Below are 26,498 nucleotides of genomic sequence, written 5' to 3' on the forward strand. Positions count from 1 at the left end.
AAAGTTTGCGCGAAACGCCGGGAGGAATGTGCACAACCTGTGGATTCGACTGTTAGCAACTCGCTCACGAGACATTTTATTAGCCACTTGACCAGGTGTTTATGTTTGGGCGGGGCGTGTGTAGAAAGTTGTCTAGAGTTCCACTTGAGGGTTGCGCGCTGACACGCCCCATTGTGCACAAAGGGGTTGACAGGGCACAAAAAAGCGGTGGCCCGGAACCGTAGTTCCAAGCCACCGCCACCCGTTTCGGGGTACTACTTCGCGGCAACCACCCGGAGGGTGATGGTCGCGGTGAGGTCGTCGCGCAGGCGGATGGATGCCTCGTGGTCGCCGGTGGCCTTGATGGCCGAGGTGATCTCGATCTTGCGCTTGTCGACGGTGCCGAGGCCCTGTGCGGCTACTGCATCGGCAACAGTCGACGCCTTGACCGACCCGAACAGGCGTCCGCCCGCTCCGGCCTTGACCTTCAGCGTGACCGTGGTCGCCTCGAGGCGGGCCTTGAGGTCCTTGGCTTCTTCGATCGTGGCGTGCTCGCGAGCTGCACGGGCGGCCTTGATCTGCTCGATCTGCTTTTCGCCGCCCCGGCTCCAGATGACCGCGAAGCCCTGGGGTACAAGGAAGTTACGGGCGTAGCCGTTTTTGACGTCGATGACGTCGCCGGGGGCACCGAGACCGGTGACCTCGTGCGTGAGGATCAGCTTTGACATGTCAGGACTCCTTAACGGCCTGAGCCGGCGTAGGGCAGCAGTGCCATCTCGCGTGCGTTCTTGACGGCACGGGCGATGAGACGCTGCTCCTGAACGGAGACACCGGTAATACGGCGAGCGCGGATCTTTCCACGCTCGGAAATGAACTTGCGAAGCGTTGCGACATCCTTGTAGTCGATGACGCCGACGCGAATGGACTTCGCCGGGGCGACTGGTTTGCCGCCCTTGGCAGTCCGGAGGGGCTTACGGCGATCGCCGCTGCTCTTTCCAGCCATGATTTATCTGCTTTCAGTAGAAGTGATGATGTGGGGCAAGGCCGCGTATTAGAACGGGGTCTCGTCGTTGAAGCTGCCGGGAGTGTTCCAGACGTCGCCGCCGGCGCCCGACGCGGCCGCAGGAGCGGATGGCGCCCACGGCTCGTCGGCAACCTGGCCACGCGACTGCTGCGGGCTACCGCCGCCGCCGTTGCCGCCTTCACGGGAGCTCGACGTACGCGTGACCTGAGCCGTCGCGTAGCGGAGCGAAGGACCGATCTCGTCGACCTCGAGCTCGATGCTGGTGCGCTTCTCGCCCTCTTTGGTCTCGTACGACCGCTGCTTCAGACGCCCGGTCGCGACAACGCGCGAACCCTTCGTCAGCGAACCGGCGACATGCTCGGCGAACTCGCGCCACACGCTCGCGCGCAGGAACAGCGCTTCGCCGTCCTTCCAGTCGTTCGACGCACGGTCGAAGCTCCGGGGAGTCGAGGCGATGGTGAAGTTCGCAACCGCCAGCCCATTCTGCGTGTACCGCAGTTCCGGGTCGCTGGTGAGGTTACCCACCACGGTGATTACTGTTTCGCCGGCCATGAGCTACTCGGCGACCGGTGCTTCGGGCGCGGCGGGAGCTGCCGGAGCCTTCGGAGCAGCGGCGACCTTCGCGGCGGAGTCGTCAGACACCGGAGCGGCCTTCGCGGGAGCGGCTGCCTTGCGGGCTGCCTTCTCTGCGGAGAGCTTGGCGGCCTCGGCTACCTGGGCGATGGCTTCCTCGGCGCGGAGCACCTTGGTGCGCATGACCGCTTCGCTGAGCTTCAGCTGGCGGTCGAGCTCGACGGTCGCGGCGGAGTCGGAGGTCAACGCAACGACGGCGTAGATGCCCTCGGTCTTCTTGTTGATCTCGTACGCCAGGCGACGGCGTCCCCAGATGTCGACCTTGTCGATCGATCCACCCGCGTTGCGGATGACATTGAGGAACTTGTCGAGGCTGGGAGCGACGGTGCGCTCATCGATCTCTGGATCGAGGATGACCATAAGTTCGTATTGCTGCATGACTAACCCACCTCCTTCGGACTAAACGGTCACAGACGGTCTGTGACAGGAGGGTTACATGTGCGCCCTGCTCAGTGAGCGTGTCAAATAAGCCCGGGCAACCTGCCTAGTGTAGTCATCGAACACTGCAACTATCAAGGAGCTCGAAACCATGTCTCTTCGCGTCGCCATCGTCGGAGTCGGAAACTGTGCCAACGCCCTCGTCCAGGGGGTCACTTTCTATCGCGACGCCGCCGACGACGAGGTCATCCCCGGTCTCATGCACAACCGGTTCGGGCCCTACTCCGTTGGCGACGTCGAGTTCGTCGCCGCCTTCGACGTGGATGCGGCCAAGGTCGGCGTCGACCTGGCCGACGCCATCTGGGCCAGCGAGAACAACACGCTCGCATTCGCCGAGGTCGCACCGACCGGCGTGACCGTGCAGCGCGGACCGACCCTCGACGGGCTCGGCGAGTATTACCGCGACACGATCGAGGAGTCGGATGCTGCGGCCGTCGACGTGACCCAGGCGCTCCGCGACGCCTCCGTGGATGTTCTCGTCTGCTACCTCCCGGTCGGAAGCGAGGAGGCGGCGAAGTACTATGCGCAGGCCTCGATCGACGCGGGCGTGGCCTTCGTCAACGCCCTGCCGGTGTTCATTGCGAGCGACCCCGAGTGGGCCGCCAAGTTCACCGCCGCCGGCGTGCCCGTCGTCGGCGACGACATCAAGAGCCAGCTCGGTGCGACAATCACGCACCGCGTGCTCGCCCGCCTGTTCGAGGAGCGCGGGCTCGTGCTGGACCGCACCTATCAGCTGAATGTCGGCGGCAACATGGACTTCAAGAACATGCTCGAGCGCCGCAGGCTGCAGTCGAAGAAGATCTCGAAGACGCAGGCCGTGACGAGCAACATCGACAACGAGATCAACGCCCGCGACGTGCACATCGGCCCGAGCGACCACATCCCATGGCTCGACGACCGCAAGCTCGCCTTCGTGCGGCTCGAGGGCCACGGGTTCGGCAATGCCCCGACGACGCTCGAGTACAAGCTCGAGGTGTGGGACTCGCCCAACTCCGCGGGTGTGGTCATCGACGCGATCCGCGCGGCGAAGGTCGCGCTCGATGCCGGTCAGGGTGGCCCCGTCGAGTCGGCATCCGCCTACTTCATGAAGTCGCCGCCGACGCAGTATCCGGACCCGGTGGCGCGAGAGCTGCTCGAGCAGTTCATCCGTGACAACGCCTGACCTCGCTCTCATTATTCAGGAGTGGGCAGCAGTATTCAGGAGTTGTGAGCGCCCGGCAGGCCCACCATCCTGACCGGCCCGGGAAATTGTCGTCGTCCGACCGAGTCACCCTCCTGAATACTGCTGCCCACTCCTGAATAGTGAAAGAAGCGGACGAGGCTGTCAGGCGCGGGCGGCCCACCAGGCACGAAGGCGAGTCGTGGCCTCCTCGGTGCCGAGCGCACCCTCGTCGAGGCGCAGCTCGAGCAGGAACCGGTAGGCCTCGCCCACCTCTCGCCCCGGCCGGATGCCGAGGACCTGCATGATCTGCTCGCCGTCCAGGTCCGGGCGGATGGCGGCGAGCTCCTCCTGCTCGGACAGCGCCGCGATGCGGTCCTCGAGGTCGTCGTAGGCGAAGGACAGCCGGTCGGCCTTGCGCCGGTTGCGGGTCGTGACGTCGGCGCGCACGAGGATGTGCAGCCGGTCCAGCAGGGGACCCGCGTCGCGCACGTAGCGGCGCACGGCCGAATCGGTCCAGGCGCCCTCGGTGTAGCCGAAGAACCGCAGGTGCAGCTCGACGAGCCGCGCGACGTCGGCGATGAACTGCTTGTCGAAGCGCAGCGACTTGAGTCGCTTCGCCACCATTTTCGCGCCGACCACATCGTGATGGTGGAACGTGACCACGCCGCCCGGTTCGGTGCGCTTGGTCGACGGCTTGCCGATGTCGTGCAGCAGGGCCGCCATGCGCAGCACCAGGTCGGGAGACTCCGTGTGCGCTCGGGATGCCTCGAGCTCGATGACCTGGTCGAGCACCGTGAGGCTGTGCTCGTAGACGTCCTTGTGGTGGTGGTGCTCGTCGATCTCGAGCCGCAGGGCGGGAAACTCCGGCAGCACGAGGGCAGCAATGCCCGTCGCGTCAAGCAGCTCGAGCCCGACCCGCGGGCGCGGCGTGCGCAGCAGCTTCGACAGCTCGTCGCTGATCCGCTCGACCGACACGATACCGATTTGCGAGGCGAGGACGGCCATGGCCTGACGCGTCGGCTCCGCGACCGTGAAACCAAGCTGGGACGTGAAACGTGCCGCGCGAAGCATCCGCAGCGGGTCGTCGCCGAAAGATTCCTCGGGGGCGCCCGGCGTCGTGATCCGCCCGGCGAGCAGATCGTCGAGCCCGCCGGAGGGGTCGACGAGCACGAGCTCCGGGAGGCGCAGAGCCATCGCGTTGATCGTGAAATCACGACGAACGAGGTCGCCCTCCAGGCTCTCGCCGAACTCAACGAGGGGTTTGCGGGTCTCCCCGTCGTAGGCGTCGGTGCGGTAGGTCGTGATCTCGACGGTGTGCCCGTCGATGCGGGCACCGATCGTGCCGAACGCCCGGCCGATGTCCCAGTGCACGTCGGCGAGCGGCTTCACGACGGCGAGGATCTCGTCGGGGACCGCGCTCGTCGCGAAGTCGAGGTCGTTGAGCTGCCGGCCGATGAACGCGTCGCGGACGGGCCCGCCGACGAGGGCGAGTTCATGGCCGGCGGCGGCGAAGGCCGCCGAAAGCCGGGAGATGTGCGGCAGCGCGGCGAGGGCGGCGAGCCTCTTGATTGCCGAAGCTACGCTCTCCATGGTCGTCAAGCTTGCCACACCCCCGCCGCCGGACCGCCACACGCGGCTGCCCCCTCGCCTCCGAGGCCAACCGGTGGCGACGGCCTAGAATCGCTTCATGTCGGCCGCGGCGCTGCCCGCGAATCGACCAACCGCCATGAGACTCATCACCCCCCTCCTCGCGCTCGCCGTCGTCGTCGGCGCGTTCGTTGCGCCCGCCGCCATGGAGCCCGCCGCGATCGCCGCCGTTCCGGCGGTCGAGTCCCCCGCGGCTGCCGAGATCTCGGTCGACGTCGTACCTGCCGCAGCCGGCGTCCTCCGTCCCGGCGAGGATCTCACCCTCTCGGTCGTCGTCGCCAACCGTTCGAGCAGCACCCTCCCCGTCGGCGTCGCGACCGTCTACCTCGACCGCGCCGTTGTCGATGGTCGGGACGGCCTGGCGTCGTGGCTCGCGGAACCGGATGCCGCCATCCCCCTTGAGGCGGACCGCGGCGACGCCATCGCGCAGGTGGCCTCTCCCGAACTGTTCCCGGGCGAATCGACCTCCCTGGCGACGATCGTCGTGCCCGCCGCGGCGGTCGGCTTCGACGAGACGGCCCCATTCGGCGCTCGACGCCTCTCCGTGCTGGTCGCCTCGCCCGACACCCGTCCCGGCGAGGGCCGATCGACGATCACGGTCAACCCGGATGCCGGGTTCGCTCCGACGAGATTGGCGATCGCCCTCCCGATCACCCTGCCCGCCTCGACCTCGGGCGTGGTGGGCGCGGAACTTCTCGAGTCGTACACGGCGCAGGGCGGGCTGCTCGCCCGCCAACTCGACGCCGCGTTCGGCCGCCCGGTCGCGCTCGGCATCGACCCGCGCATCATCGCCTCAATCCGGTTGCTCGGCTCCTCAGCCCCCGAGTCGGTGACCGGCTGGCTGGCCCGGCTCGAATCCGCCCCCAACCAGACCTTCCCGCTCAGCTACGCAGATACCGACATCGCCGCGACCAGCCAAGCCGGCGGCGGCGTCCCCGTGCCCACGAGCTTCGCGATCGACACCGACCTGTTCCCCGAGGAGGTCGGTGGCGAATCCGCGTCGCCTGGCCCGTCGCCCTCCGGTGAACCGGCAACGCCCTCCGCTCCCGACCTGGACTCGTTCCTCGACTGGACCTACAGCACCACCGGCATCGCGTGGCCCCGTGCCGGAACCGTCGTCGAGGGGGACCTCGACACGTTCGCCGCGGCCGGGCTCACCACCACGATCCTCTCCTCCGAGAACTCCACGCTCGGCCAGGGGGCCACAACGGGCAACGCCGCCGGAACAATCGGCGAACGGCCCGTGCTCACCTCCGACGCGATCATCTCCGACCTGCTCAGCGACGCCGTCGACGCCCCGACGTTCGCGAGCTGGGAGGCGGCGATGGTGCGGCTGACGGCCTCGCTCGCAGCGCTTGCTACGGAAGACCCCGACGCCGGTGCCGGGCGTACCGTGCTCGCCACGCTCGGTCGCAGCGACGCGCTGGGCGGCTTCCGGCTGTCGGACACGATCGCCGCCGTCGGCGCGATCGGCTGGTCGGCGCCGGCGACGCTCCATGATGCGCGATCCACGACCCCCGCTGCTGGCGAGATCGTCGATATGCCCGTCGCGGCGGTGCAGATCCAGGGTCTGCAGTCGTTGTTCGCCTCCGAGGCGGCGGTGGCGCAGTTCGCGACGATCGCTGCCGACCCGAGCGTGCTCACCGGCGAGCGGAGGCTGTCGCTGCTCGCCCTGGCCTCCCAGTCCTGGAACCCGGCCGAACCGGCCTGGGCGACCGAGGTCGCCGACTACCTCGCCACCTCCGGCGAGATCCTCTCCGCGGTGCAGGTCGAGACCGCCACCATCACCCAGTGGTCCGACAGTGGACCGCTGCCAATCACCATCAGCAACAACCTGTCCGTTCCGGTCACGGTTGTCGTCACGGTCACCTCGCGAACCGCCATCCTCGACGTGACCGAGCCCCAGGTGCGGGTCGAGATCGCGGCAAACTCGCAGAACCGTGCCTCCATCCCGGTGCAATCCGTCGCAAACGGCAAGGTTGTCATCACCATCTCCCTTGCGAGCGAGACCGGCGTGCCCATCTCACAGCCGGCCCAGGCCGAGATCACAGTGCAGGCCGGCTGGGAGACCGCCGTCACCTCGGTTCTCGCGGGGCTCATCCTGTTGGTTTTCGTGTTCGGCATCATCCGCACCGTCCGACGTCGGCGTCGGCCGGCCGAGATTTCTGCTCCGACCGACCCGGCCGCCCCGTCGCCCGGTGCCGTGTAATCGGATGCCGCTGCGAAGGCACATGACTAGCCCGCCCGCCGACCCCGCGCCCCGGCCGTCGTCCGGTCTCGGCCGCGCGAGCGCCCTGCTCGCCTCCGGCACCCTCGTCTCGCGCCTGCTCGGCTTCGTCAAAGCCATCCTGCTCGCCGCCACCATCGGCCAGGTCGGCAGCTCCGCCGGCGACGCGTTCGCCATCGGCAACCAGCTGCCCAACAACATCTACGCCCTCATCGCGGGAGGGGTGCTCGGCGCCATCCTCGTGCCCCAGATCGTGCGGGCCGGGCTCCACGACGACGGCGGGCAGCGCTTCATCAACAAAATCGTGACCCTCGGCGCGAGCGCTTTCATCGTGATCGCGGTCATCGCGACACTCGCGGCCCCACTGCTCGTCGCGCTCTATTCCTCCTCCAGCGAGGACGGCGGCCGGGGCTTCTCTCCGGAGGGCATCGCCCTCGCCACCGCCTTCGCCTACTGGTGCCTGCCCCAAGTGCTGTTCTACGCCCTGTACAGCCTTCTGGGCGAGGTGCTCAACGCTCGCAAGGCGTTCGGTCCGTTCACCTGGGCCCCCGTGCTCAACAACGTCGTCGCGATCGCCGGACTCGTCGCGTTCTCGCTGCTCTTCGGCGGCGCGGCCGGGAACAGCGCCGTGGAGGTGTGGGATTCCGGTCGGATCGCGCTGCTGGCCGGGAGCGCCACCCTCGGCGTCGCCGCGCAGGCCCTCGTTCTCGTGCTGTTCTGGAAACGCGCCGGCCTCGGCTTCCGACCGGACTTCCGCTGGCGCGGCGTCGGGCTCGGCCGAACGGGGAAGGCCGCCGGATGGGTATTCGGAATGATCCTCGTGACCCAGACCGCCGGGGTGGTCCAGAGCAACGTCGTCTCGCTGGCCTCGGGGGAGGGTGCCGGTGTGCTCACGCTGCAGAACTCGTGGCTCATCTTCATGCTGCCGCACTCGGTGATCGCCGTCTCGATCGCCACCGCGTACTTCACCCGCATGAGCGGGCACGCGTCGACGGGCAACCTCGCTGGGGTCCGCGAGGACGTCACCTCATCGCTGCGCACCATCGGCCTGTTCATCACGTTCGCATCCGTGGCGCTCATCGTTGTGGCGTTCCCGTTCGCTCGGGTGTTCGAATCGGGCGGCCTCGACAACGTCATCGCCATGGCGCTGGTGATCATCGCGTTCTCCGTCGGGCTCGTGCCGTTCAGTGCCGTCTTCGTGATGCAGCGGGTGTTCTATTCACTCGAGGACACCCGCACGCCGTTCCTGGTCGAGACCGTGAAGGCGAGCCTCTTTGTCGTCGGGGCGCTCTCGTGCACACTCCTGCCGGTCGAGTTCATCGGTGTCGGCGTCGCCCTCGTCACCACGATCGCGTGCATCGCTCAGACCCTCCTCACCTTCTCCCTGCTCCGCCGGCGGCTCGGCCCCATCGGCGGGTGGTTCCTCGTGCGCCGCCACCTGCAGTACCTCCTCGCCGCCGTGCTCTCGGGAGCCGTCGGGATCGGCATCCTCGTCTCGCTCGGCGGGCTCGCCCCGGCCGGGTTCGCTCAATCGGGCCTCGTCGGCGCCATGGCCTCGATCGCCGTCATCGGCGCCGGAATGGGAGTTGTCTATCTCGGTGTGCTACTCCTGATGAAGAATCCGGATGCCGGGAGCGCCGTCGACACCGTCACGCGGCGACTGCCCCGCAGGACCCGCCCCCCGCAGGCGCCGGAATAGTCAGCCAATAGCATGTGTTGTACCGGTCATCGCGGCCAGCACTCACTGCCGTCAGCAGAAACAGGAGAACCTCACGTTGCGTCAGGTCATCATCATCGGCTCGGGTCCCGCGGGATACACGGCCGCCATCTATGCGGCACGGGCGAGCTTGTCCCCGCTCCTCATCGCGAGCTCGGTCGAGGCCGGCGGCGAGCTCATGAAGACCACCGAGGTCGAAAACTTCCCGGGATTCCCCGACGGAATCATGGGCCCGGACCTCATGATGAAGATGCAGGAACAGGCCGAGAAGTTCGGCACGGAGGTCGTGCTCGACGACGTCGTGTCGCTCGACCTGTCGGGCGACGTGAAGAAGGTCACCCTCGGAAACGGCGACGTGCACGAGGCGCTTTCCGTCATCTACGCCACGGGCTCCGCGTACCGCAAACTCGGAATTGCCGACGAGACCCGCCTGAGCGGCTACGGCGTCTCGTGGTGTGCCACCTGCGACGGCTTCTTCTTCCGACAGAAGACGGTCGCTGTCGTCGGCGGAGGGGACTCCGCGATGGAGGAAGCCACCTTCCTCACGAAGTTCGCCGACAAGGTCTATGTCATCCACCGCTCCGAAAAGCTCCGCGCCTCGAAGATCATGCAGGACCGTGCGCTCGCGAACCCCAAAATCGAGTTCGTGTTCAATAAGGTCGTCGAGCGCATCTACGGCGAGGACCTCGTGACGGGCATCGGCCTCCGCGACACGGTCGACGCCAGCGAGTCGACAATCGACCTGAGTGGGCTGTTTGTCGCGATCGGCAACGACCCGCGCGTGCACCTTGTGCACGGCCAGCTCGAGCTCACCCATGACGGCACGATCGCCGTCGACGGGCGCAGCTCGCGCACGAGCGTCCCCGGCGTGTTCGCTGCGGGAGACGTGCTCGACGTCACGTACCGGCAAGCCGTTACGGCCGCGGGCTCCGGAACCGTCGCTGCCCTCGACGTGGAACACTACCTCGCGTCGCTCCCACGCCAGGTGCTGGACGCTGCAACAGTCTGACCGTCAGCCCGGCCACCGCAGTTTCTCTCAACCCACCAACGAAAGCAGAACACTCATGTCACACGCACTCGATGTCACCGACGAGACCTTCCACGACCTCGTCCTCTCCTCCGACAAGACGATCCTCGTCGACTTCTGGGCGGAGTGGTGCGGCCCGTGCCGCGCCGTCAGCCCCATCCTCGACCAGATCGGCGCGGAGCACGCCGACAAGATCCAGATCGTGAAGCTCAACGTCGACGACAACCCCCAGACCGCGGCGAAGTACCAGATCACCTCGATCCCCGCCATGAAGGTCTACCGCGGCGGCGAGGTCGTCAAGACCGTGATCGGTGCGAAGCCCAAGGGTGCCCTCGAGGCCGACCTCGCGGAGTTCCTGGCCTAAACCGCCTCCCGTCCCGGGAATGGGCCCGTCCACGTCGTGGGCGGGCCCATTTGCGCATCCCCTATTCTTGGATCACTCGCATCTCGGCTCTGGCCGACCACCACGACACACCACCCGGGGACATCCCATGACTTCGCACGGCAGCACACGCAGCGGTACAGGCACCAACCTCGACCCCTGGTACCACCACTACGCCGACCGTGCGGCAGGCCTGAGCACCTCCGAGGTGCGCGCCCTCTTCGCGGTCGCGTCGCGTCCCGAGGTCGTCTCGCTCGCGGGCGGGATGCCGTTCGTATCGGCCCTCCCCAGCGAGCTCATCCGCGCCTCGTTCGACCGGGTGATGACCGACTCGGGACCGCAGGCGCTGCAGTACGGCTCCGGCCAGGGCACCCCGGTGCTGCGCGAGCAGATCCTCGAGATCATGGCGCTCGAGGGCATTCACGGCAGCGTCGACGACGTCGTCGTCACGACGGGCTCCCAACAGGGCCTCGACCTCGTCACCAAGCTCTTCATCAACCCCGGCGACGTCGTGCTCGCCGAGGCGCCGAGCTATGTCGGCGCCATCGGGGTGTTCCGGTCCTACCAGGCCGAGATCAGCCACGTCGCGCTCGACGACACAGGGCTCGTCCCGGAAGCGCTGCGCGAGCGCATCGCCGGGCTCAAGGCCGCCGGCAAGTCGATCAAGCTCCTCTACACGATCCCCAACTTCCACAACCCGGCCGGCGTGACTCTCAGCAGGGAGCGCCGCCTGGAGATCCTCGAGATCTGCCGCGACAACAGCATCCTTGTCCTTGAGGACAACCCCTACGGGCTGCTCTACTTCGACTCCCCGCCGCCCCAGGCGATGCGATCTGTCGAGGAGGACGGCGTCGTCTACCTCGGCTCGTTCTCGAAGACGCTCGCGCCTGGGTTTCGCATCGGCTGGGTGCTCGCCCCGCACGCGATCAAGGAGAAGCTCATCCTCGCGAACGAGTCGGCGATCCTTTCTCCGAGCTCGTTCAGCCAATTCGTCGTCTCCGAATACCTCCGCACCGCGGACTGGAAAGCGCAGATCGACACCTTCCGGGGCGTCTACCGGGAGCGGCGCGACGCGATGCTCTCCGCGCTCGCGGAGCACCTGCCGGAGCTGAGTTGGACTAGTCCCAGCGGTGGCTTCTACGTCTGGGTTACGCTCCCGGAGGAGCTCGACTCAAAGGCGATGCTGCCGCGCGCCGTCAAGGAGCTCGTCGCGTATACGCCCGGCACGGCTTTCTTCGCCAATGGCAGCGGCCGGCGCTTCATGCGCCTCTCGTTCTGCTATCCAACGAGCGACACCATCCGCCTCGGCATCCGGCGTCTCGCCACCGTGATCAATGGCGAGCTTGAACTCGTGAACACATTCTCGCCGACTGGCCAGATCGCCACCATGAGGCAGAGCCAAACCTCAAGTGCCCCGCCGCCGAATATAAGCTAACTGGCATATAGCCTCTGATCAGCACTTTTACCAGACGGGTCGTCATGAATCACACCTCGGACCGCAGCATTGTCGTTCTCGCCGGCGGTATATCGCACGAACGGGATGTCTCGCTGCGCTCCGGTCGGCGGGTGGCTGACTCACTCTCCGAGCACGGCATCCGCGTGATCCTCAAAGACCCGGATGCGTCCCTGCTTGCCTACCTGCAGGACGCACGGCCCGATGTCGTCTGGCCCGCACTCCACGGCGCCAGCGGAGAAGACGGCGCGCTTCGCGACCTGCTCGAGTTGCTCGGGATTCCCTATGTCGGCTCCCGGCCCGATGCCGCGCGGCTGGCCTGGGACAAGCCCACCGCGAAGGCGATCGTTGCCCGCGCGGGAGTCGCCACGCCCCGATCGCTCGCCCTGCCTCGTGAGACGTTCCGTGAGCTGGGCACCAACAGTGTGCTCGCGTTGATCGCCGCCGAGTTCCCCGTTCCCGTTGTGGTCAAACCCGCGCGCGGCGGGTCCGCCCAGGGTGTGAGCATCGTGACCGACCCTGCCGAGCTGCCCCGCGCCATGGTCGACGCCTACACGTATTGCGATGTCGCACTGATCGAGCGCCAGGTGATTGGCACCGAGATCGCGGTGGGTGTCATCGACAGTGGCGACGGACCCGTCGCGCTTCCTGCCGTCGAGATCGAACCGGTTTCCGGGGTGTACAGCTTCGAGGCCAGGTACAACGCAGGAGAGACCAACTTCTACACTCCCGCGCGGCTGAGTGACGTGGTCGCCGCCGCGGCGGCCGACACGGCCATCCGCGCGCACAACGCGCTCGGCATGCGGCACCTGTCCCGCATCGATCTCATCGTCGACGCCTCCGGCACTGCCCAGTTCCTCGAGGCCAATGTGCTCCCCGGCCTCACCGAGACCTCGCTCCTCCCGCTCGCTCTCGACGCCGCCGGACACGACCTCGGCTGGGTGTATGAGGCACTCGCCGATGCGGCACTCCGGGAAGCCACGGCCTGACACCGCCCGGACTAGGTCGTGTTGAATAAGTCGGTGTTGAGCCAGATCAGGGTGGCGGCGAGGGTGACGCCGGCTTGGTAGTTGCGGGCGGTCTTGTCGGATCTCATCGCGATTCCTCGCCAGTTCTTGAGTCGGTTGAAACTGCGTTCGACGACGTTGCGGCCTTTGTAGATCTCGGCATCGAACTCAGTCGGTCGGCCGCCCGCTGATCCCTTGTTCGCGCGGTTCTGTCTCTGGTCGGCTCGATCGGGGATCGTCGCCTTGATTCCCCGGGAGGCCAAGTAGGAGCGGTTGGCCCTTGAGGGGTAACCCTTGTCGGCGAGGACTCGCTCTGGCCTACTGCGTGGTCGGCCGCGGCCTGCCGCCGGGACCCGGATGAGGTCGATGGTGTCGGCCAGCATGGTCGTGTCGTTGATATTCCCCGCGGTCAACAGCATGCTCAGCGGTCGACCCCGGCCGTCCGCGACGAGATGAATTTTGCTGGTCAGCCCGCCCCTGGAGCGTCCGATCGCATGGTCAGGCGGCTCCGGCCCAAGAATCTTGTAATTCGACCGAGCCCCCTGTGTCGCGGGCGAGGGTCGCACCGTGTTGGTGCACGCGGGTGATCGTCGAATCGATCGATACCACCCAGTCGAGCTTCCCGAGCTGATCGCTGCGCGCCTGCACAGCAGTCAGAATTAGCTGCCAGGTCCCGTCCTTGGCCCAACGATCGAACCGTTTGAAGACCGTGTTCCACGGCCCGAACCGCTCCGGCAGATCTCGCCACGGAGATCCCGTCCGGAAACGCCAGGCGATCCCCTCGACGACCATCCGGTGATCCAGCCACGGTCGACTCCGGCCCTGCGCCCGCGGCAACAGCGGCTCAATCACAGCCCACGCCTCGTCAGAAATCACATCACGCTCATGCATGAATCAATCATCGCCCGACACGACCGAGATGACTTGATCAACACGCCCTAGTGCCACCTCCGGAGACCCCGTCTCGGTCATGCGCGCCAGCCGTTCCGCAGGACGGGAGCCGAGATCACCATTCATCAGCGGACACCACCTGCTCCCGCCCTCGCCATGGGGGTCGCCGACATGGGACTTCGGCCGCCGCGGCCATTGGTGACACGAGCCCCCGGGGCGGAAACTCGCAAACTAGCCGTTGATCAGGTGAAAACCGGCTCGCCGAGCTCGCCGAGAATGCGATTCAGGTCGCTCACCGTCGCGAAGTCGATGACGACCTGACCCTTTCGGGCGCCGAGCGTGACCTTCACGCGAGTGTTGAGCCGGTCGCCCAATCTCTCCGCGATTTCGTCAAGCTGGCCCTGTCGGCGCCCCGCGCTCGGCTTTGCCGGCGTACTGGTCGACCCGACCGCCGCGGCCGCCTCCGCCGCGCGCACGGAGAGATCCTCGTTGACGATCTTGTCGGCGAGACGCTGCATCGCCTCGGGCTCCCCTGCCGACAGGATCGCGCGAGCATGACCGGCGCTGAGAACGCCGGCGGCAACCCGGGCCTGGATCGGCTCCGGCAGCCGAAGCAGACGTATCGTGTTGGTGATCTGTGGCCGCGATCGACCGATCCTAGTCGCGAGCTGGTCCTGGGTGATGCCGAAGTCAGAAAGAAGCTGTTGGTATGCGGATGCTTCTTCGAGCGGGTTGAGGTTCGCGCGGTGAAGGTTCTCGAGGAGAGCGTCCCGTAGCATCGCGTCGTCGGCGGTGTTCTTGACGACAGCAGGGATTGACTCGAGGCCCAGAATCTTGACGGCACGGAGTCGGCGCTCTCCCATAACAAGCTCGTAGTGCGGTTCACCGGCAGACGCGCCGGTAATCGGGCGCACCACAATGGGCTGTAACAGCCCGACCTCGCGGATGGAATGTACCAGCTCGTCGAGCTCCTCCTGCGCGAACACAGCGCGCGGCTGCACGGCGTTCGGGGCGATATCAGCCGGAGACAGGTTCGCCAGCCGAGCGCCCGGTACCGCAACCAGGGTCTCAGCCGATTCCTGCCTCGTCGGGAAGAACACGTCGACGGGGCGAGCCGTCGTGGGATCGTCGGTCGGAATCAGTGCACCGATTCCACGGCCAAGCCCTGTGCGTTTTGTTGCCATTAGTTCGGAGCTCCCCGTCTAGCGATTTCTGCTGCTGCTTCTCGGTACGACAGTGACCCTGCCGAATTGGTGTCATAACTGATCACGGTCTGGCCGTAACTCGGTGCTTCGGAGATCCGCACCGAACGCGGGATCGGCGTCGGAAGGACCTGATCGGGGAAGTGGTCTCGCACGTCCTGTGCGACCTGATTGGCCAGGTTGGTGCGGGAGTCGAACATGGTCAGCAGAATCGTGGACACCGTGAGCGTCGGGTTCAGGTGCCGCTCGATCAGCGAAATGTTGTTCAGTAGCTGACTCAGGCCCTCGAGTGCGTAGTACTCGCACTGGATCGGGATGAGCACCTCGCTCGCCGCAACGAACGCGTTGATGGTCAGAAGGCCGAGCGAGGGGGGGCAGTCGATGAAAACGTAGTGGAAGAGCTCCGGTGTCTCGTCGAGGAATCGCTGAAGGGAGGTGCGCAGCCGCTGTTCCCTCGCAACCATGGAGACAAGCTCGATCTCGGCACCGGCGAGGTGGATCGTGGCGGGGAGGCAGTAGAGCCCCTCGAATTCGGGGCTCTTCTGCACGATTTCCGTCATCGGCTCGTCGTCGATGATGACGTCGTAGACGCTGGGGGTGTCGGCCCGATGGTCTACCCCGAGGGCAGTCGACGCGTTTCCCTGCGGGTCGAGGTCGATCACGAGCACGCGGGACCCGCCGCGGGCGAGTGCCGCCGCAAGGTTGACGGTGGTTGTCGTCTTTCCGACGCCCCCCTTCTGGTTCGCGACCGTGAAGATACGCGTTGCGGCCGGGAGTGGAAGCTGCTCTGCAGCGAGGGCCGAGCGGCGCCGTGTCAGGTCGGCGATCTCGCGGGCCAGAGGGGTGTCCTCGGCGGCGTCCCCCTGCGTCACCGTGTCCACCGTCGTGGGTGCCTCCGCAGCCTGGACCACGGGCAGGGTCGCCAGCACGTCCTGTGATGCCTTGTCGTGGACTTCCGTGGCGTGGACCATGTCGGCGGAGCTGTCATCCTCCCCCTCGGACCCGACGTTGTACTCTCCGTCGCCGCGGTCCTCCTCTCCACTGTCCGCGTCGCTTGCGTCTCCCGTGGCATTCGGGTGGTCGTTATCGCTCGCGTTGTCCGCGTCGCCAACCTCGTCGTCGTTGCCCGCGTCGGCCAGATCATTCGGGTTCTCTAGCCCTAGCGCCGAGACCCGGGCGGGTTCGTCGGCCGGGTCGAGAAGCGCCGTCACTGATGCGGAGTTGGGCGTCTCGGCTGGATCGCTCGCCACAGGGGCGGGCGGGGTATTCGGAAAGTTCATGCTCGTCTTCTCTTCATCGACGGGCCCCCCGAGGAACTTCCTTCGCCGCTTGCTACCGAAATGTTTCACGTGAAACCCCCTCGACCGCAGTGGGCCGGTCATGCTCATTTGGCGGGCGCTGCAATCGTTTCGCACAGCTCCCCACGCCCCGCAGTGCCAGATTCTGTCTGTCTCCCGCGCGAACGATCGATCAATCCACTGTAGCTCGAAACACCCTTGTTACCTCGGTGGCGGCACCGTCGCCGAGCACCAGAGTTTCACAATCCGTCAGCCGAAGCCGTTTGATCGCCTTCGCGGCCGCCGCTACCTCGGCCTCGACGCTCGCACCTTTCATCAGGATCACTTCGCCACCAGAGCGCACCAGTGGAACGGTGAGGGGGAGGAGCTTGGACAGTGCGCTCACGGCACGCGCGGTGGCCTGGTCGAGCAGCGGCGCAGGTTCTGCGTCCTCCGCCCTCACGCGCATCACCTCCACGTTGGCCAGGCCGAGCTCGGCAGCCTCGTGACGCAGCCAGTCGCAGCGACGCTCCATCGGTTCGATCAGCACGAACTGAGCGTCCGGACGTGCGATCGCCAGAACGAGCCCGGGTAGCCCGGCGCCACTGCCAATGTCACCCACGAGCGCGTTCGGCCAGACAAGCGCTGCGACGAGCGCCGAGTTGACAACGTGACGAGTCCACAAGCGGGGGAGTTCCAGTGGACCGATCAGTCCGAGCTCCTCGCCTCGCCGCGCCAGATCACGGGTGTATTGACGAGCCGCATCGATGTGCTCGCCGAAGAGGCCGGCTGCCGCGTGCGGCTCGGCCTCGTACACCACCGTGCTCAATTGCACCCGCCGAGATGTTTCACGTGAAACTATGCCCGCGTGACGACGGTGTGGCGGTCGCGACCCTCGCCCTCCGATGCCGACACGAAGCCGCGTGCACCAACAATGTCGTGCACGAGCTTGCGTTCGTAGGAGGACATCGGGGGCAGGGCTGCCGCCTGCGCCCCCGCTTCGATGCGTTCCACCGCGTGATCCACCAGCGTCGTCAATTCCGCGACCCGAGCGGCGCGCGATCCGCCGACATCAAGGATCAGTCGGGAATAGGATCCTGTCTTCGCCTGCACGGCAAGCCGTGTGAGTTCCTGCAGCGCGTTCACCGTGTCGGGCTTCGAGAGTATCCGGAGATTGCTGTCCTGGCTGGAGTTCACCGAAAGGTAGGCGCGGCCATCGCGTGCGTCGATGTCGATATCACCATCGAGATCCGTAATGTCGAGAAGCTCCTCGATGTAGTCCGCCGCGATATCGCCCTCTTCTTCAAGCTGCACGACCGTGCGCTCGGTCTCTGTCGGTGCCACCGCCGCCCCCTCGGTCTGCGTATCAGCATCCGTCGGGGTGGCCTCGCTGGGAGTAGTCAGATCGCTCACTGCACTGCTTTCTGTGAAAATCGGGGGGAGGGTTGATCCGTTAGCGCTTGCTGTTCGGCTTCTTCTTTGCGCGCGCCTTGCCGACTGGCTGCTGGCGCTGCGCCGGCTTGATCTCGTCGCGCGGCTTTTCGTCCTTGTCCTCGACGATCGTGATTCCACGGCGCTGGTTTTTCTTCGCGATGCGGTTCTCGCGTTCGAGCGCGGCCTCGCTGCCCGGGGTTGGCATGTTCCGGATGACGATGAACTGCTGCACCATGGTCCAGAAGTTTGAGACGAGCCAGTAGAACATCACGCCCAGCGGGAAAGTGAACCCGGAGAACGCGAACACCAGCGGCAGTAGGTACAGGAGGACCTTCTGCTGCTTGTACATGGGGGAGGCCTGCATCTCGGGAGACTGGTTCTTCGACATGATCTGCAGCTGCGTGATGAACTGCGACGCCGTCATGAGCACCACCATGATTGATGCGATGACAATGACGGCGATATTGCCGTCGGCTGTGGAGATCGCCAGGTGAAGGGGAGCGCCAAGCAGCTCCGAAGTCCCGAACGAGGTCGCGAGTTCCTGATTGAGCAGCCCGATCCCCGCCGGGTTTCCGTCACTCTGGGCGCTCTGCAGCACGGAGAACAAGCCGAAGAAGATCGGCATCTGGAGCAGCAGTGGCAGGCACGAACTCAGAGGATTCGTACCGGTCCTCTTGTAGAGGGCCATTGTCTCGCGTTGCATTGCCTCGCGAGAAAACTGGTCTTTCTTTCCCTTGTACTTGTCCTGGATCTTTTTGAGGTGCGGCGCGACCTCGAGCATCCGGCGTTGGCTCTTGATTTGCCGCACAAAAACCGGGATGAGCGCTGCACGAACCACGAGCACGAGGCCGACAATCGAGAGGACCCAGGTGATCCCTGCATCCGGATCCATGCCGGTCAGGGTGATAAGCGAGTGGAACGCGACGAGGATCGCTTCGATGACCCACTTAATGGGCCAGAGAATTGTGCCTAGGAAGTCCATGTCTCGGGTCAGCCCTTTCCGTGGCTTAGTACCAGGTCAGCATGAACCCGGGTTACTTGAGGTTGTGTCACGAAACCGAACCGGGTGATCGTGTTGTCGGAGTTCCGCGCAAGCGGGATGTCGTCGATGCCACCGACCGACCAGGGGTGACAGCGGATGAGACGGAGTGACCCGTACCAGATTCCGCGGACCACGCCATGATGCTGGATGGCCTGCAGCGCATAGGACGAGCACGACGGGTAGTACCGGCAGACGTCGCCATACAGCGGAGAAATGACGGCGCGATAACCCCGCAGGATAATCACACAGATGTTGCGGGGCAGCAGTATGACGAACGTCAGTGTTCGTCTCATGCGCGCGCCGTATCTTTGCGTAGGATCTGGGTTATTTCAGTGCTCAGGCTAGCCCAGGAAGCCTGCGCCGCGGCTGGCAGTGCTCGCATGACGATGTCGGTCCCCGGGGCGAGATCCGCCACGAGAACCGACACGGTGGCCTTGAATCGACGTCGGACCAGATTGCGAACAACCGCGTTGCCGACCGCCTTGGAGACGATGAACCCGACCCGAGGCGGCCGTTCGGCCAGACTCCTGCGCGTGTAGATCACCAAGTTAGGGGTCGCCGACCGACGCCCGGACCGAACAACCGACCGATAGTCATCGGACCGGACAATGCGATTGCGTCGGGCGAGCACCGGTGGGTCTGGCCGAGTTCCGCTATGCGGACAGTTCGGTGCGGCCCTTGCGACGGCGTGCGCCGAGGATGGCGCGTCCGGCACGAGTGCGCATACGGAGGCGGAACCCGTGCACCTTCGCGCGACGGCGGTTGTTGGGCTGGAATGTGCGCTTGCTCATAATTGAATCTCCACGATGTTGCGGTCAAAGGATGATGCCCGGAACCCCGGCAAGCGATATCACACAGCCTGAAGAGGATTGGGATGGCCTACGGGCCAGAAGTCAACTGATTAAAAATACGTTCTTTAAGGGCTGCGGTCAAACCACGCCCGTGGAGGGTCCGGATTATCCACATGGGGATAACCCGTCTTGCAGAGCCCACATCCCCACAAACTAAGGTGGGTGGACGACACAGCCGGTGGATAACCCTGTGAATAACCCAGAGAATTGCACATAAAGGGGAAGCATGACCGACACCGCGGACGAGATCCAGCCCATCTGGCAATCCGTTCTCGCAAGTTTGCGCTCCGATGACCGAATCACCCCCCAACTGCAGGGCTTCTTGAGCCTCGTCGAGCCCAAGGGAGTGATGGCGGGCACAATCTATCTCGAGGTGCCCAACGACCTCACCCGAGGCATGCTGGAACAGCGCATCCGTCTGCCCCTGCTCAATGCCATCGCCGACCTCGGCGACGGCGCCTCGGTCGCCAATTTCGCAATCGTCGTCAATCCCGACATCTCGCACGACTCACTCGACCCTGCCGAGGAGCAGCCGGCGGAGAGCGTCGAGGCGCCCTGGCAGGAACAGAAGACGATGATGCCTTCGCCTGCGGAGGCTACCGGCAAACGCTCCGATTCGCGTCTCAACCCGAAATACAACTTCGACAACTTCGTGATCGGCGGCTCGAACCGGTTCGCCCATGCGGCGGCCGTGGCGGTCGCCGAGGCCCCGGCAAAGGCGTATAACCCTCTTTTCATCTACGGTGACTCCGGGCTCGGCAAGACCCACCTTCTGCATGCGATCGGCCACTACGCCGAGAGCTTGTATCCCGGCATCCGCGTCCGGTACGTCAGTTCGGAGGAGTTCACCAACGACTTCATCAACTCGATTGCCAACAACAGGGCGTCGGTGTTCCAGTCGAGGTACCGCGACATCGATATCCTCCTGATCGACGATATCCAGTTCCTGCAGGGGAAGGACTCCACCCAGGAGGCCTTCTTCCACACCTTCAACACTCTCCACGACCACAACAAGCAGGTGGTCATCACGAGCGACCTGCCGCCCAAGCAGCTCACGGGCTTCGAAGACCGCATGCGGTCGCGCTTCGAGTGGGGCCTCATCACCGACGTGCAGGCGCCGGATCTGGAGACCCGCATCGCCATCCTGCGCAAGAAGGCGCAGAGCGACCGGCTCCAGGTGCCGCACGACATCCTCGAGTACATCGCCTCGAAGGTGTCATCGAACATCCGGGAGCTCGAGGGCACTCTCATCCGCGTGACGGCCTTCTCGAGCCTCAATCGGATGCCTGTCGACATGCCACTCGTACAAACGGTGCTCAAGGACCTCATCACGCTCGACGATGACAACGTCATCGCCCCGGTCGACATCATCAATCACACCGCGGACTACTTCAAGCTGACGGTCGATGACCTCTACGGCTCCTCGCGGTCGCAGGCCGTTGCCACAGCACGGCAGATCGCGATGTACCTGTGCCGGGAGCTGACCAACCTCTCCCTGCCGAAGATCGGGCAGCTTTTCGGCAACCGCGACCACACCACCGTCATGTACGCCAACAAGAAGATCAGCGAGCTCATGAAGGAGCGGCGCTCGATTTACAACCAGGTTACTGAGCTCACCAGCCGCATCAAACAGAACCACCGCTACAGCAGTCTGTAGCCCTGCCCCCATAATTGGGGCTTTAGTACACAATGTGGATAACTTGTGTAATTCGGTGGATAACTACCCTTTGGCTTGTCGAGAACGCGCCTCGCCTGTGGAATCTCCGAATGACAAAATTTGTGACCTTCGGCCGAGGATGCCACCGGTCCCACACCCCCTCCACAACTCACACGCGTGTAGTTCCCAGCAGTCGTTTGAGATTGTCGGAGTTACTCACAGTTCACACAACGGTTAATACAATTGTTCTTTAAAGAATCGATTGGCTCAGAAAAGAACCTGTTCACCACCGATGGTCTCGACAGCGGGCCGCGGAGCCGGGCTCCGGCTATGTCAGTATTGAGGCCCGAGTCATCCGCACCGCGCCAGGGGAGTCCCAATGAAGTTTCAGGTCAACCGTGATGTCTTCAGTGAGGCCGTCTCCTTTGCCGTCAAGCTCCTCCCGCAACGCACCACCCTGCCCATCCTCAGCGGCGTGCTGATTGAGGCGACCGATGAGGGACTGACGCTGTCGTCGTTCGACTACGAAGTGTCCGCTCAGACATCCATCACGGCCGAGGTCGAAGAGGCCGGCAAGATCCTCGTCTCCGGCCGCCTCCTGGCCGATATCGCCAGCCGACTGCCCAACGCGCCGGTGCAGTTCTCGACCGAAGACAACCGCATCAAGGTCACGTGCGGCTCGGCGCACTTCACCCTGCTGAGTATGCCGGTCGAGGAGTATCCGACACTGCCGCAGGTCTCCGAGCAGACCGGACTGCTTCCCGCCGAGGAGTTCGCCACCGCGGTAGCGCAGGTTGCCGTCGCGGCGTCGCGTGACGATGTCACCCCGGTGATCACCGGAGTGCAGCTCGAGGTGTCGCAGAACTCGCTGAGCCTGGTGGCCACCGACCGGTACCGCGTCGCGGTGCGGGCGATCGACTGGGATTCGACCGGATCCAATGTCGAGTCGGTCACGGCGCTCGTGCCGGCGCGCACGCTGCAGGAGATCGGCAAGACCTTCGGCCACAGCGGCACCATCTCGGTGTCGATAACGAGCACCGATGAGCGCGAGCTCATCGCTTTTCGCGCCGACAGGAAGACCGTTACCTCGCTTCTCATAAAAGGCAATTTTCCCCCGGTCAGGAGGCTTTTTCCCGAGACTGTCGATAACTACGCTGTGGTGAACACGGCAGAGCTCATCGAGTCGGTGCGGCGCGTCTCGCTCGTGCTCGAGCGCGAGGCGGCACTGCGTTTCAGTTTCACTGTCGATGGGCTGACCCTCGAGGCAATCGGGTCGGAGCAGGCCCAGGCATCCGAGTCGATCGACGCCTTCCTCACCGGAACCGACACCGTCGTCTCGCTCAAGCCTCAGTTCCTGCTCGACGGTCTTGGTGCGGTGAAGTCGGAGTTTGTGCGCATTTCGTTCACGAAGACGGACAACCCGAACAAGCCGGGGCCGGTGCTCATCACGAGCCAGTCGTCGAAGGACCAGCCGGGCGCTGACGACTACCGCTACCTGCTGCAGCCGAATCTGCTGCTGCGCTGAGCGGCACCCGACACACCCCATGCGCACCGCCCTCGGTTCTGAGCCCGGGTAGTCGGGTGCAGCGGAGAACAGCATGCTAGTCACCCACCTGAGCCTCACCGACTTTCGTAATTACGAGACCGCCGAGGTCGACTTTGCGCCGGGGGCCAATCTGTTCGTCGGTAGCAACGGACAGGGCAAGACCAATCTTGTGGAGTCCCTCGGGTATCTCAGCACCCTCGGCTCACACCGCGTCGCGACCGATAACGCGATGATCCGGCAGCTCTGCGATTGCGCGATCATCCGTGCGCGTGTGCAGCACGGTGACCGACAGGTGCTCGCCGAGGTGCAACTCAACCGCACCTCGGCCAACCGCGCTCAGATCAACCGGTCAGCAATCAAGACCCGCGACCTACCCCGGTATTTCTCAAGTGTGCTCTTTGCCCCGGAGGATCTCGCGCTCGTGCGCGGCGAACCGTCGGGACGTCGGCGCTTCCTCGACGAACTGCTTGTCCTTCTCACACCGCGGCTGTCGGGAGTGATGGCCGACTACGACCGTGTGCTCAAGCAGCGCAACAGCCTACTGAAGTCGGCCAGGGCCTCCGGGGCGAGAGGGGGGCAGCTGTCCACTCTGGAGATCTGGGATGACCGGCTCGTCGCCTTGGGCTCCGAGCTCATCGAAGCGCGAAGCGGGCTGATCGCCCAGCTGGTGCCGGAGGTGAGCGCCGCCTACGTGGCGATCGCCGGGGAGGACCATCGGGTGACGCTGGCAAGCCAGCTCAGCATCCTGTCCTCGGGGCTCGACGACGAGAATTCCCCGGCGCCCGCGGCCGGCGGGTTTGTGCCGATCTCCGCCGCGGATGCCGCGGTGGCGTTCCGGGAGTCGCTCGTGCGGTTGCGCCGTGCTGAACTCGATCGGGCCGTCACACTCGCGGGTCCCCACCGCGACGACCTCGTGCTCGAGCTCAACACAATGGCGGCGCGTAGCTACGCAAGCCATGGGGAGTCCTGGTCATTCGCTCTCGCCCTGAAGCTCGCGTCGGCCGAGGTGCTGCGCCGGGAGTCGACCAGCGGAGACCCCGTGCTCATCCTCGACGACGTCTTTGCTGAACTTGACCAGTCCCGGCGCGCGCGGCTCGCGGGAGCCGTGGCCGGTTTCGAACAAGTTCTCATCACCGCGGCGGTGCTCGAGGATGTTCCCGAGGCGCTGACCGCGAACACGGTGCACATCCGGCAGGGCAGGATCGTGGAGAAATGAGTGAGGAGTCCGAATCCCGCGCCGTCTACGAGAGGTTCCGGCGGATGTTCGGCAACGGCCTGGCCCGAACGAGCGATGCCCGCAAGCGGGCGAAAAAGGAGCCCGGCTCGAGCACCGCGTTTGGTCTGGGCCGGGATGCCCGCGGCCTCGGCGAGGTACTGGACAACCTCACGGCCACCCTCGGCTGGAACTCACCGCTCGCCCAGTCGGAGCTGCTTGCGTCTTGGGCGGATATCGCCGGCGCCGAGACGGCGGCGCATTCGACCCCGGTTGGCATCGAGGAGGGGACCCTGTCGGTGCGCTGCGATTCAACGGCCTGGGCAACGCAGCTGCGCCTCATGAGGGTACAGATCACGAGCCAGATCGCTGCGAAATACCCGGATGCCGGCATTCAATCTGTGCGCTTCGAAGGGCCGGGTGCCCCCTCCTGGAAACGCGGCCCCAAATCAATTCCTGGGCGTGGTCCACGCGATACCTACGGATAACAGGGCAAAAACGATCACCAAGCACGAAATCTGTCCTCGTAAGGGCGTTTAGGACCGATGCCTCTCAGGGCCTTGGTAGAATCGGGAGGTCCTCGAGGCATCTTTCCACCGCGAAAGCCCGGCCACGGTTGACAGTTCCGATCTACCTGGCAGGAGCCCAACTTCCTCATGACGACAGCCCCCCCTACTCCCCTGCCAGACGACAGTTACGGCGCCGATCAGATTCAGGTACTCGAGGGGCTCGAAGCCGTTCGCAAGCGCCCCGGCATGTACATCGGCTCGACCGGTCCCCGCGGCCTGCACCACCTCGTCTATGAGGTCGTCGACAACTCGGTGGACGAGGCTCTCGCCGGCCATTGCGACCTCATCGTGATCACGATGCTGCGCAACGGTGGCATCCGGGTCATCGACAACGGTCGGGGAATCCCCGTCGACCTCAACAAGAGCGAGAACAAGTCGACCGTCGAAGTCGTGCTGACGATCCTGCACGCCGGCGGCAAGTTCGGCGGAGGCGGCTACGCGGTGTCCGGGGGCCTTCACGGCGTGGGAATCTCTGTCGTCAACGCGCTCTCGAAGGAACTCGACGTCGAGGTGCGCCGTCAGGGCCACATCTGGCGACAGAGCTTCACCCACGGTGTGCCGAACGCCCCCCTCGAGAAGGGAGAGCCGTCGGACGAGACCGGCACGACGGTCACCTTCTGGCCGAGCCCAGACACATTCGAGACCATAGAGTTCGACTACGACACCCTGCGCGCGCGCTTCCAGCAGATGGCGTTCCTCAACAAGGGCCTCACGATCACGCTCATCGACGAGCGCGAGATCGACGAAGCGGAGCGCACCGAGGTGAACTACCTCTACGAGAACGGGCTGGTCGACTATGTCGAGTACCTCAACTCCGCGAAGAAGGTCGAGGTCGTGCACCCCGACATCATCTCTTTCGAATGGGAGGACAAGGAGCGCAAGATCGCCGTCGAGGTAGCCATGCAGTGGACCAACTCGTACCAGGAGAGCGTTCATACTTATGCCAACACCATCAACACCCACGAGGGTGGAACCCACGAAGAGGGCTTCCGTGCGGCGCTCACAAGCCTCGTCAACCGCTACGCCCGCGAAAAGGGCATCATCAAGGAGAAGGACGAGAACCTCACCGGCGATGACGTCCGTGAAGGTCTCACGGCCGTTCTCTCGGTGAAGCTCGCCGAGCCGCAGTTCGAGGGCCAAACCAAGACCAAACTCGGCAACACCGAGGCGAAGTCGTTCGTGCAGAAGATTGCCGGCGAGCAGCTCGCCGACTGGTTCGACCGCAGCCCCACCCAGGCACGCGACGTCATCCGCAAGGCGATCCAGGCCTCACAGGCGCGGATGGCCGCCCGTAAGGCGCGGGAACAGACGCGCCGCAAGGGATTGCTTGAATCGGGCGGAATGCCGGGCAAGCTCAAGGACTGCTCGAGCAAGGATCCCGCGCGTAGCGAGATCTTCATCGTCGAGGGTGACTCGGCTGGTGGTTCCGCGGTACAGGGCCGCGATCCGGAGACCCAGGCGATTCTGCCGCTGCGCGGCAAGATCCTCAATGTGGAGAAGGCCAGGCTCGATCGCGCTCTCGGCAACAACGAGGTGCAGGCCATGATCACCGCCTTCGGGGCGGGGATCGGCGAGGACTTCACGCCAGAGAAGGCCAGGTATCACAAGATCGTGCTGATGGCCGACGCCGACGTTGACGGTCAGCACATCACGACGCTGCTCCTCACCCTGCTCTTCCGCTACATGCGCCCACTGATCGACCTCGGCTATGTATATCTCGCGCAGCCGCCCCTGTACCGGCTCAAGTGGAGCAATTCACCCCACGAGTACGTCTATACCGACCGGGAGCGCGATGCGCTGCTCGTCGCCGGTGCCGCTGCCGGCAAGCGCATCCCGAAGGACAACGGCATCCAGCGCTACAAGGGCCTCGGCGAGATGGACTACAAGGAATTGTGGGACACGACGATGAATCCCGAGACCCGCACGCTGCTCCAGGTCACACTTGACGACGCACTGGCCGCCGACGAGATCTTCTCGACCCTCATGGGGGAGAACGTGGAATCGCGACGCAACTTCATTCAGAAAAACGCCAAAGACGTGCGTTTTCTCGACATCTGACCCTGGTTCGCTAGGGCGCTGCGCGCCCCGATCGCACCCGCTCACTCATTAAGGACTCACCG

The 26,498-nt window shown here is 65.1% G+C and carries 25 protein-coding genes and 1 pseudogene; 12 read left to right on the forward strand and 14 right to left on the reverse strand.

What is annotated here, in order from left to right; genetic code table 11:
- Positions 1–254: 254 nt before the first annotated feature.
- The 4 genes and pseudogenes from rplI to rpsF form a co-directional block, all read right to left on the reverse strand.
- A complete protein-coding gene (gene rplI / locus ABIB15_RS12695) occupies positions 255–707 on the reverse strand; it encodes a 50S ribosomal protein L9 (protein WP_354479201.1) in 453 nt (150 codons plus the stop codon).
- Positions 708–718: 11 nt separating this feature from the next.
- The gene (rpsR, locus tag ABIB15_RS12700; protein WP_161884940.1) at positions 719–982 is read right to left on the reverse strand and encodes a 30S ribosomal protein S18; all 264 of its coding nucleotides are present in this window, start codon (positions 980–982) and stop codon (positions 719–721) included.
- A gap of 48 nt (positions 983–1,030) precedes the next feature.
- Positions 1,031–1,555, reverse strand: coding sequence for a single-stranded DNA-binding protein (locus ABIB15_RS12705; RefSeq protein WP_354479204.1), 525 nt, complete (start codon positions 1,553–1,555; stop codon positions 1,031–1,033).
- Between the two features lie 96 nt (positions 1,556–1,651).
- Positions 1,652–2,014: pseudogene (gene rpsF / locus ABIB15_RS12710) on the reverse strand (30S ribosomal protein S6); the annotation flags it as partial.
- 151 nt (positions 2,015–2,165) lie between these two features.
- Here rpsF and ABIB15_RS12715 point away from each other — a divergent pair.
- Positions 2,166–3,236 (forward strand): inositol-3-phosphate synthase, encoded by a 1,071-nt coding sequence (locus ABIB15_RS12715; protein WP_354479207.1) that lies wholly within the window; start codon positions 2,166–2,168, stop codon positions 3,234–3,236.
- A 162-nt stretch (positions 3,237–3,398) separates the two neighbouring features.
- Here the strand turns inward: ABIB15_RS12715 and ABIB15_RS12720 are convergent, their stop codons facing one another.
- On the reverse strand, positions 3,399–4,826 hold the full coding sequence (locus ABIB15_RS12720; protein WP_354479209.1) for a CCA tRNA nucleotidyltransferase: 1,428 nt from the start codon (positions 4,824–4,826) through the stop codon (positions 3,399–3,401).
- Positions 4,827–4,923: 97 nt separating this feature from the next.
- Here ABIB15_RS12720 and ABIB15_RS12725 point away from each other — a divergent pair, with 97 nt between their 5' ends.
- From ABIB15_RS12725 to ABIB15_RS12750, 6 genes are all read left to right on the forward strand, one after another.
- Complete coding sequence (locus tag ABIB15_RS12725) at positions 4,924–7,092, forward strand: DUF6049 family protein (RefSeq protein WP_354479212.1); 2,169 nt, start codon at positions 4,924–4,926, stop codon at positions 7,090–7,092.
- A gap of 22 nt (positions 7,093–7,114) precedes the next feature.
- Entirely contained in the window at positions 7,115–8,809 is a 1,695-nt protein-coding gene (murJ, locus tag ABIB15_RS12730; RefSeq protein WP_354479215.1) for a murein biosynthesis integral membrane protein MurJ, read from the forward strand.
- A 76-nt stretch (positions 8,810–8,885) separates the two neighbouring features.
- Positions 8,886–9,836, forward strand: a complete 951-nt coding sequence (gene trxB, locus ABIB15_RS12735; protein ID WP_354479218.1) for a thioredoxin-disulfide reductase — start codon at positions 8,886–8,888, stop codon at positions 9,834–9,836.
- 55 nt (positions 9,837–9,891) lie between these two features.
- Positions 9,892–10,218, forward strand: coding sequence for a thioredoxin (gene trxA / locus ABIB15_RS12740; protein WP_354479221.1), 327 nt, complete (start codon positions 9,892–9,894; stop codon positions 10,216–10,218).
- Between the two features lie 127 nt (positions 10,219–10,345).
- Positions 10,346–11,671 carry an aminotransferase-like domain-containing protein gene (locus tag ABIB15_RS12745; protein WP_354479224.1) on the forward strand — a complete coding sequence of 442 codons (1,326 nt, stop codon included), beginning with the start codon at positions 10,346–10,348 and terminating at the stop codon, positions 11,669–11,671.
- Between the two features lie 44 nt (positions 11,672–11,715).
- Positions 11,716–12,678: a D-alanine--D-alanine ligase family protein gene (locus ABIB15_RS12750; protein ID WP_354479225.1), complete on the forward strand. Its 963-nt coding sequence runs from the start codon at positions 11,716–11,718 to the stop codon at positions 12,676–12,678.
- 11 nt (positions 12,679–12,689) lie between these two features.
- Here the strand turns inward: ABIB15_RS12750 and ABIB15_RS12755 are convergent.
- The 9 genes from ABIB15_RS12755 to rpmH all read right to left on the reverse strand — a co-directional run bounded on the left by ABIB15_RS12755 (position 12,690) and on the right by rpmH (position 19,333).
- Positions 12,690–13,587 (reverse strand): IS5 family transposase gene (locus tag ABIB15_RS12755; protein ID WP_354479228.1). Its coding sequence is split into 2 segments (ribosomal slippage): positions 12,690–13,238 and positions 13,240–13,587, totalling 897 coding nucleotides; the frame shifts between segments, so codons are not numbered across the junction.
- Positions 13,588–13,829: 242 nt separating this feature from the next.
- Positions 13,830–14,771 (reverse strand): ParB/RepB/Spo0J family partition protein, encoded by a 942-nt coding sequence (locus ABIB15_RS12760; protein WP_354479231.1) that lies wholly within the window; start codon positions 14,769–14,771, stop codon positions 13,830–13,832.
- Positions 14,771–15,706, reverse strand: a complete 936-nt coding sequence (locus ABIB15_RS12765; protein WP_502908973.1) for a ParA family protein — start codon at positions 15,704–15,706, stop codon at positions 14,771–14,773. The genes ABIB15_RS12760 and ABIB15_RS12765 overlap by 1 nt, the downstream gene beginning before the upstream one ends.
- 553 nt (positions 15,707–16,259) lie before the next feature.
- Positions 16,260–16,895 carry a 16S rRNA (guanine(527)-N(7))-methyltransferase RsmG gene (gene rsmG / locus ABIB15_RS12770; RefSeq protein ID WP_354479309.1) on the reverse strand — a complete coding sequence of 212 codons (636 nt, stop codon included), beginning with the start codon at positions 16,893–16,895 and terminating at the stop codon, positions 16,260–16,262.
- A gap of 29 nt (positions 16,896–16,924) precedes the next feature.
- Positions 16,925–17,479: a Jag family protein gene (locus ABIB15_RS12775; RefSeq protein WP_502908970.1), complete on the reverse strand. Its 555-nt coding sequence runs from the start codon at positions 17,477–17,479 to the stop codon at positions 16,925–16,927.
- 40 nt (positions 17,480–17,519) lie between these two features.
- A complete protein-coding gene (gene yidC, locus ABIB15_RS12780) occupies positions 17,520–18,482 on the reverse strand; it encodes a membrane protein insertase YidC (RefSeq protein ID WP_354479234.1) in 963 nt (320 codons plus the stop codon).
- An 8-nt stretch (positions 18,483–18,490) separates the two neighbouring features.
- Positions 18,491–18,835: a membrane protein insertion efficiency factor YidD gene (gene yidD / locus ABIB15_RS12785; RefSeq protein ID WP_354479236.1), complete on the reverse strand. Its 345-nt coding sequence runs from the start codon at positions 18,833–18,835 to the stop codon at positions 18,491–18,493.
- Complete coding sequence (gene rnpA / locus ABIB15_RS12790) at positions 18,832–19,257, reverse strand: ribonuclease P protein component (protein WP_354479239.1); 426 nt, start codon at positions 19,255–19,257, stop codon at positions 18,832–18,834. Before rnpA ends, yidD begins: the two co-directional genes overlap by 4 nt.
- Positions 19,196–19,333 carry a 50S ribosomal protein L34 gene (rpmH, locus tag ABIB15_RS12795; protein ID WP_010204566.1) on the reverse strand — a complete coding sequence of 46 codons (138 nt, stop codon included), beginning with the start codon at positions 19,331–19,333 and terminating at the stop codon, positions 19,196–19,198. Before rpmH ends, rnpA begins: the two co-directional genes overlap by 62 nt.
- Before the next feature lie 286 nt (positions 19,334–19,619).
- Between rpmH and dnaA the strand changes: the two genes are divergently transcribed.
- From dnaA to gyrB, 5 genes are all read left to right on the forward strand, one after another.
- Positions 19,620–21,050: a chromosomal replication initiator protein DnaA gene (dnaA, locus tag ABIB15_RS12800; protein WP_354479245.1), complete on the forward strand. Its 1,431-nt coding sequence runs from the start codon at positions 19,620–19,622 to the stop codon at positions 21,048–21,050.
- A gap of 379 nt (positions 21,051–21,429) precedes the next feature.
- The gene (gene dnaN, locus ABIB15_RS12805; protein WP_354479248.1) at positions 21,430–22,575 is read left to right on the forward strand and encodes a DNA polymerase III subunit beta; all 1,146 of its coding nucleotides are present in this window, start codon (positions 21,430–21,432) and stop codon (positions 22,573–22,575) included.
- Positions 22,576–22,648: 73 nt separating this feature from the next.
- Complete coding sequence (recF, locus tag ABIB15_RS12810; RefSeq protein ID WP_354479251.1) at positions 22,649–23,812, forward strand: DNA replication/repair protein RecF; 1,164 nt, start codon at positions 22,649–22,651, stop codon at positions 23,810–23,812.
- Positions 23,809–24,297 carry a DciA family protein gene (locus ABIB15_RS12815; protein ID WP_354479254.1) on the forward strand — a complete coding sequence of 163 codons (489 nt, stop codon included), beginning with the start codon at positions 23,809–23,811 and terminating at the stop codon, positions 24,295–24,297. The genes recF and ABIB15_RS12815 overlap by 4 nt, the downstream gene beginning before the upstream one ends.
- A gap of 168 nt (positions 24,298–24,465) precedes the next feature.
- Positions 24,466–26,436, forward strand: a complete 1,971-nt coding sequence (gyrB, locus tag ABIB15_RS12820; RefSeq protein ID WP_354479257.1) for a DNA topoisomerase (ATP-hydrolyzing) subunit B — start codon at positions 24,466–24,468, stop codon at positions 26,434–26,436.
- Positions 26,437–26,498: the final 62 nt, after the last annotated feature.

The sequence above is a fragment of the Marisediminicola sp. UYEF4 genome (assembly GCF_040546025.1).
Lineage (GTDB): Bacteria > Actinomycetota > Actinomycetes > Actinomycetales > Microbacteriaceae > Marisediminicola.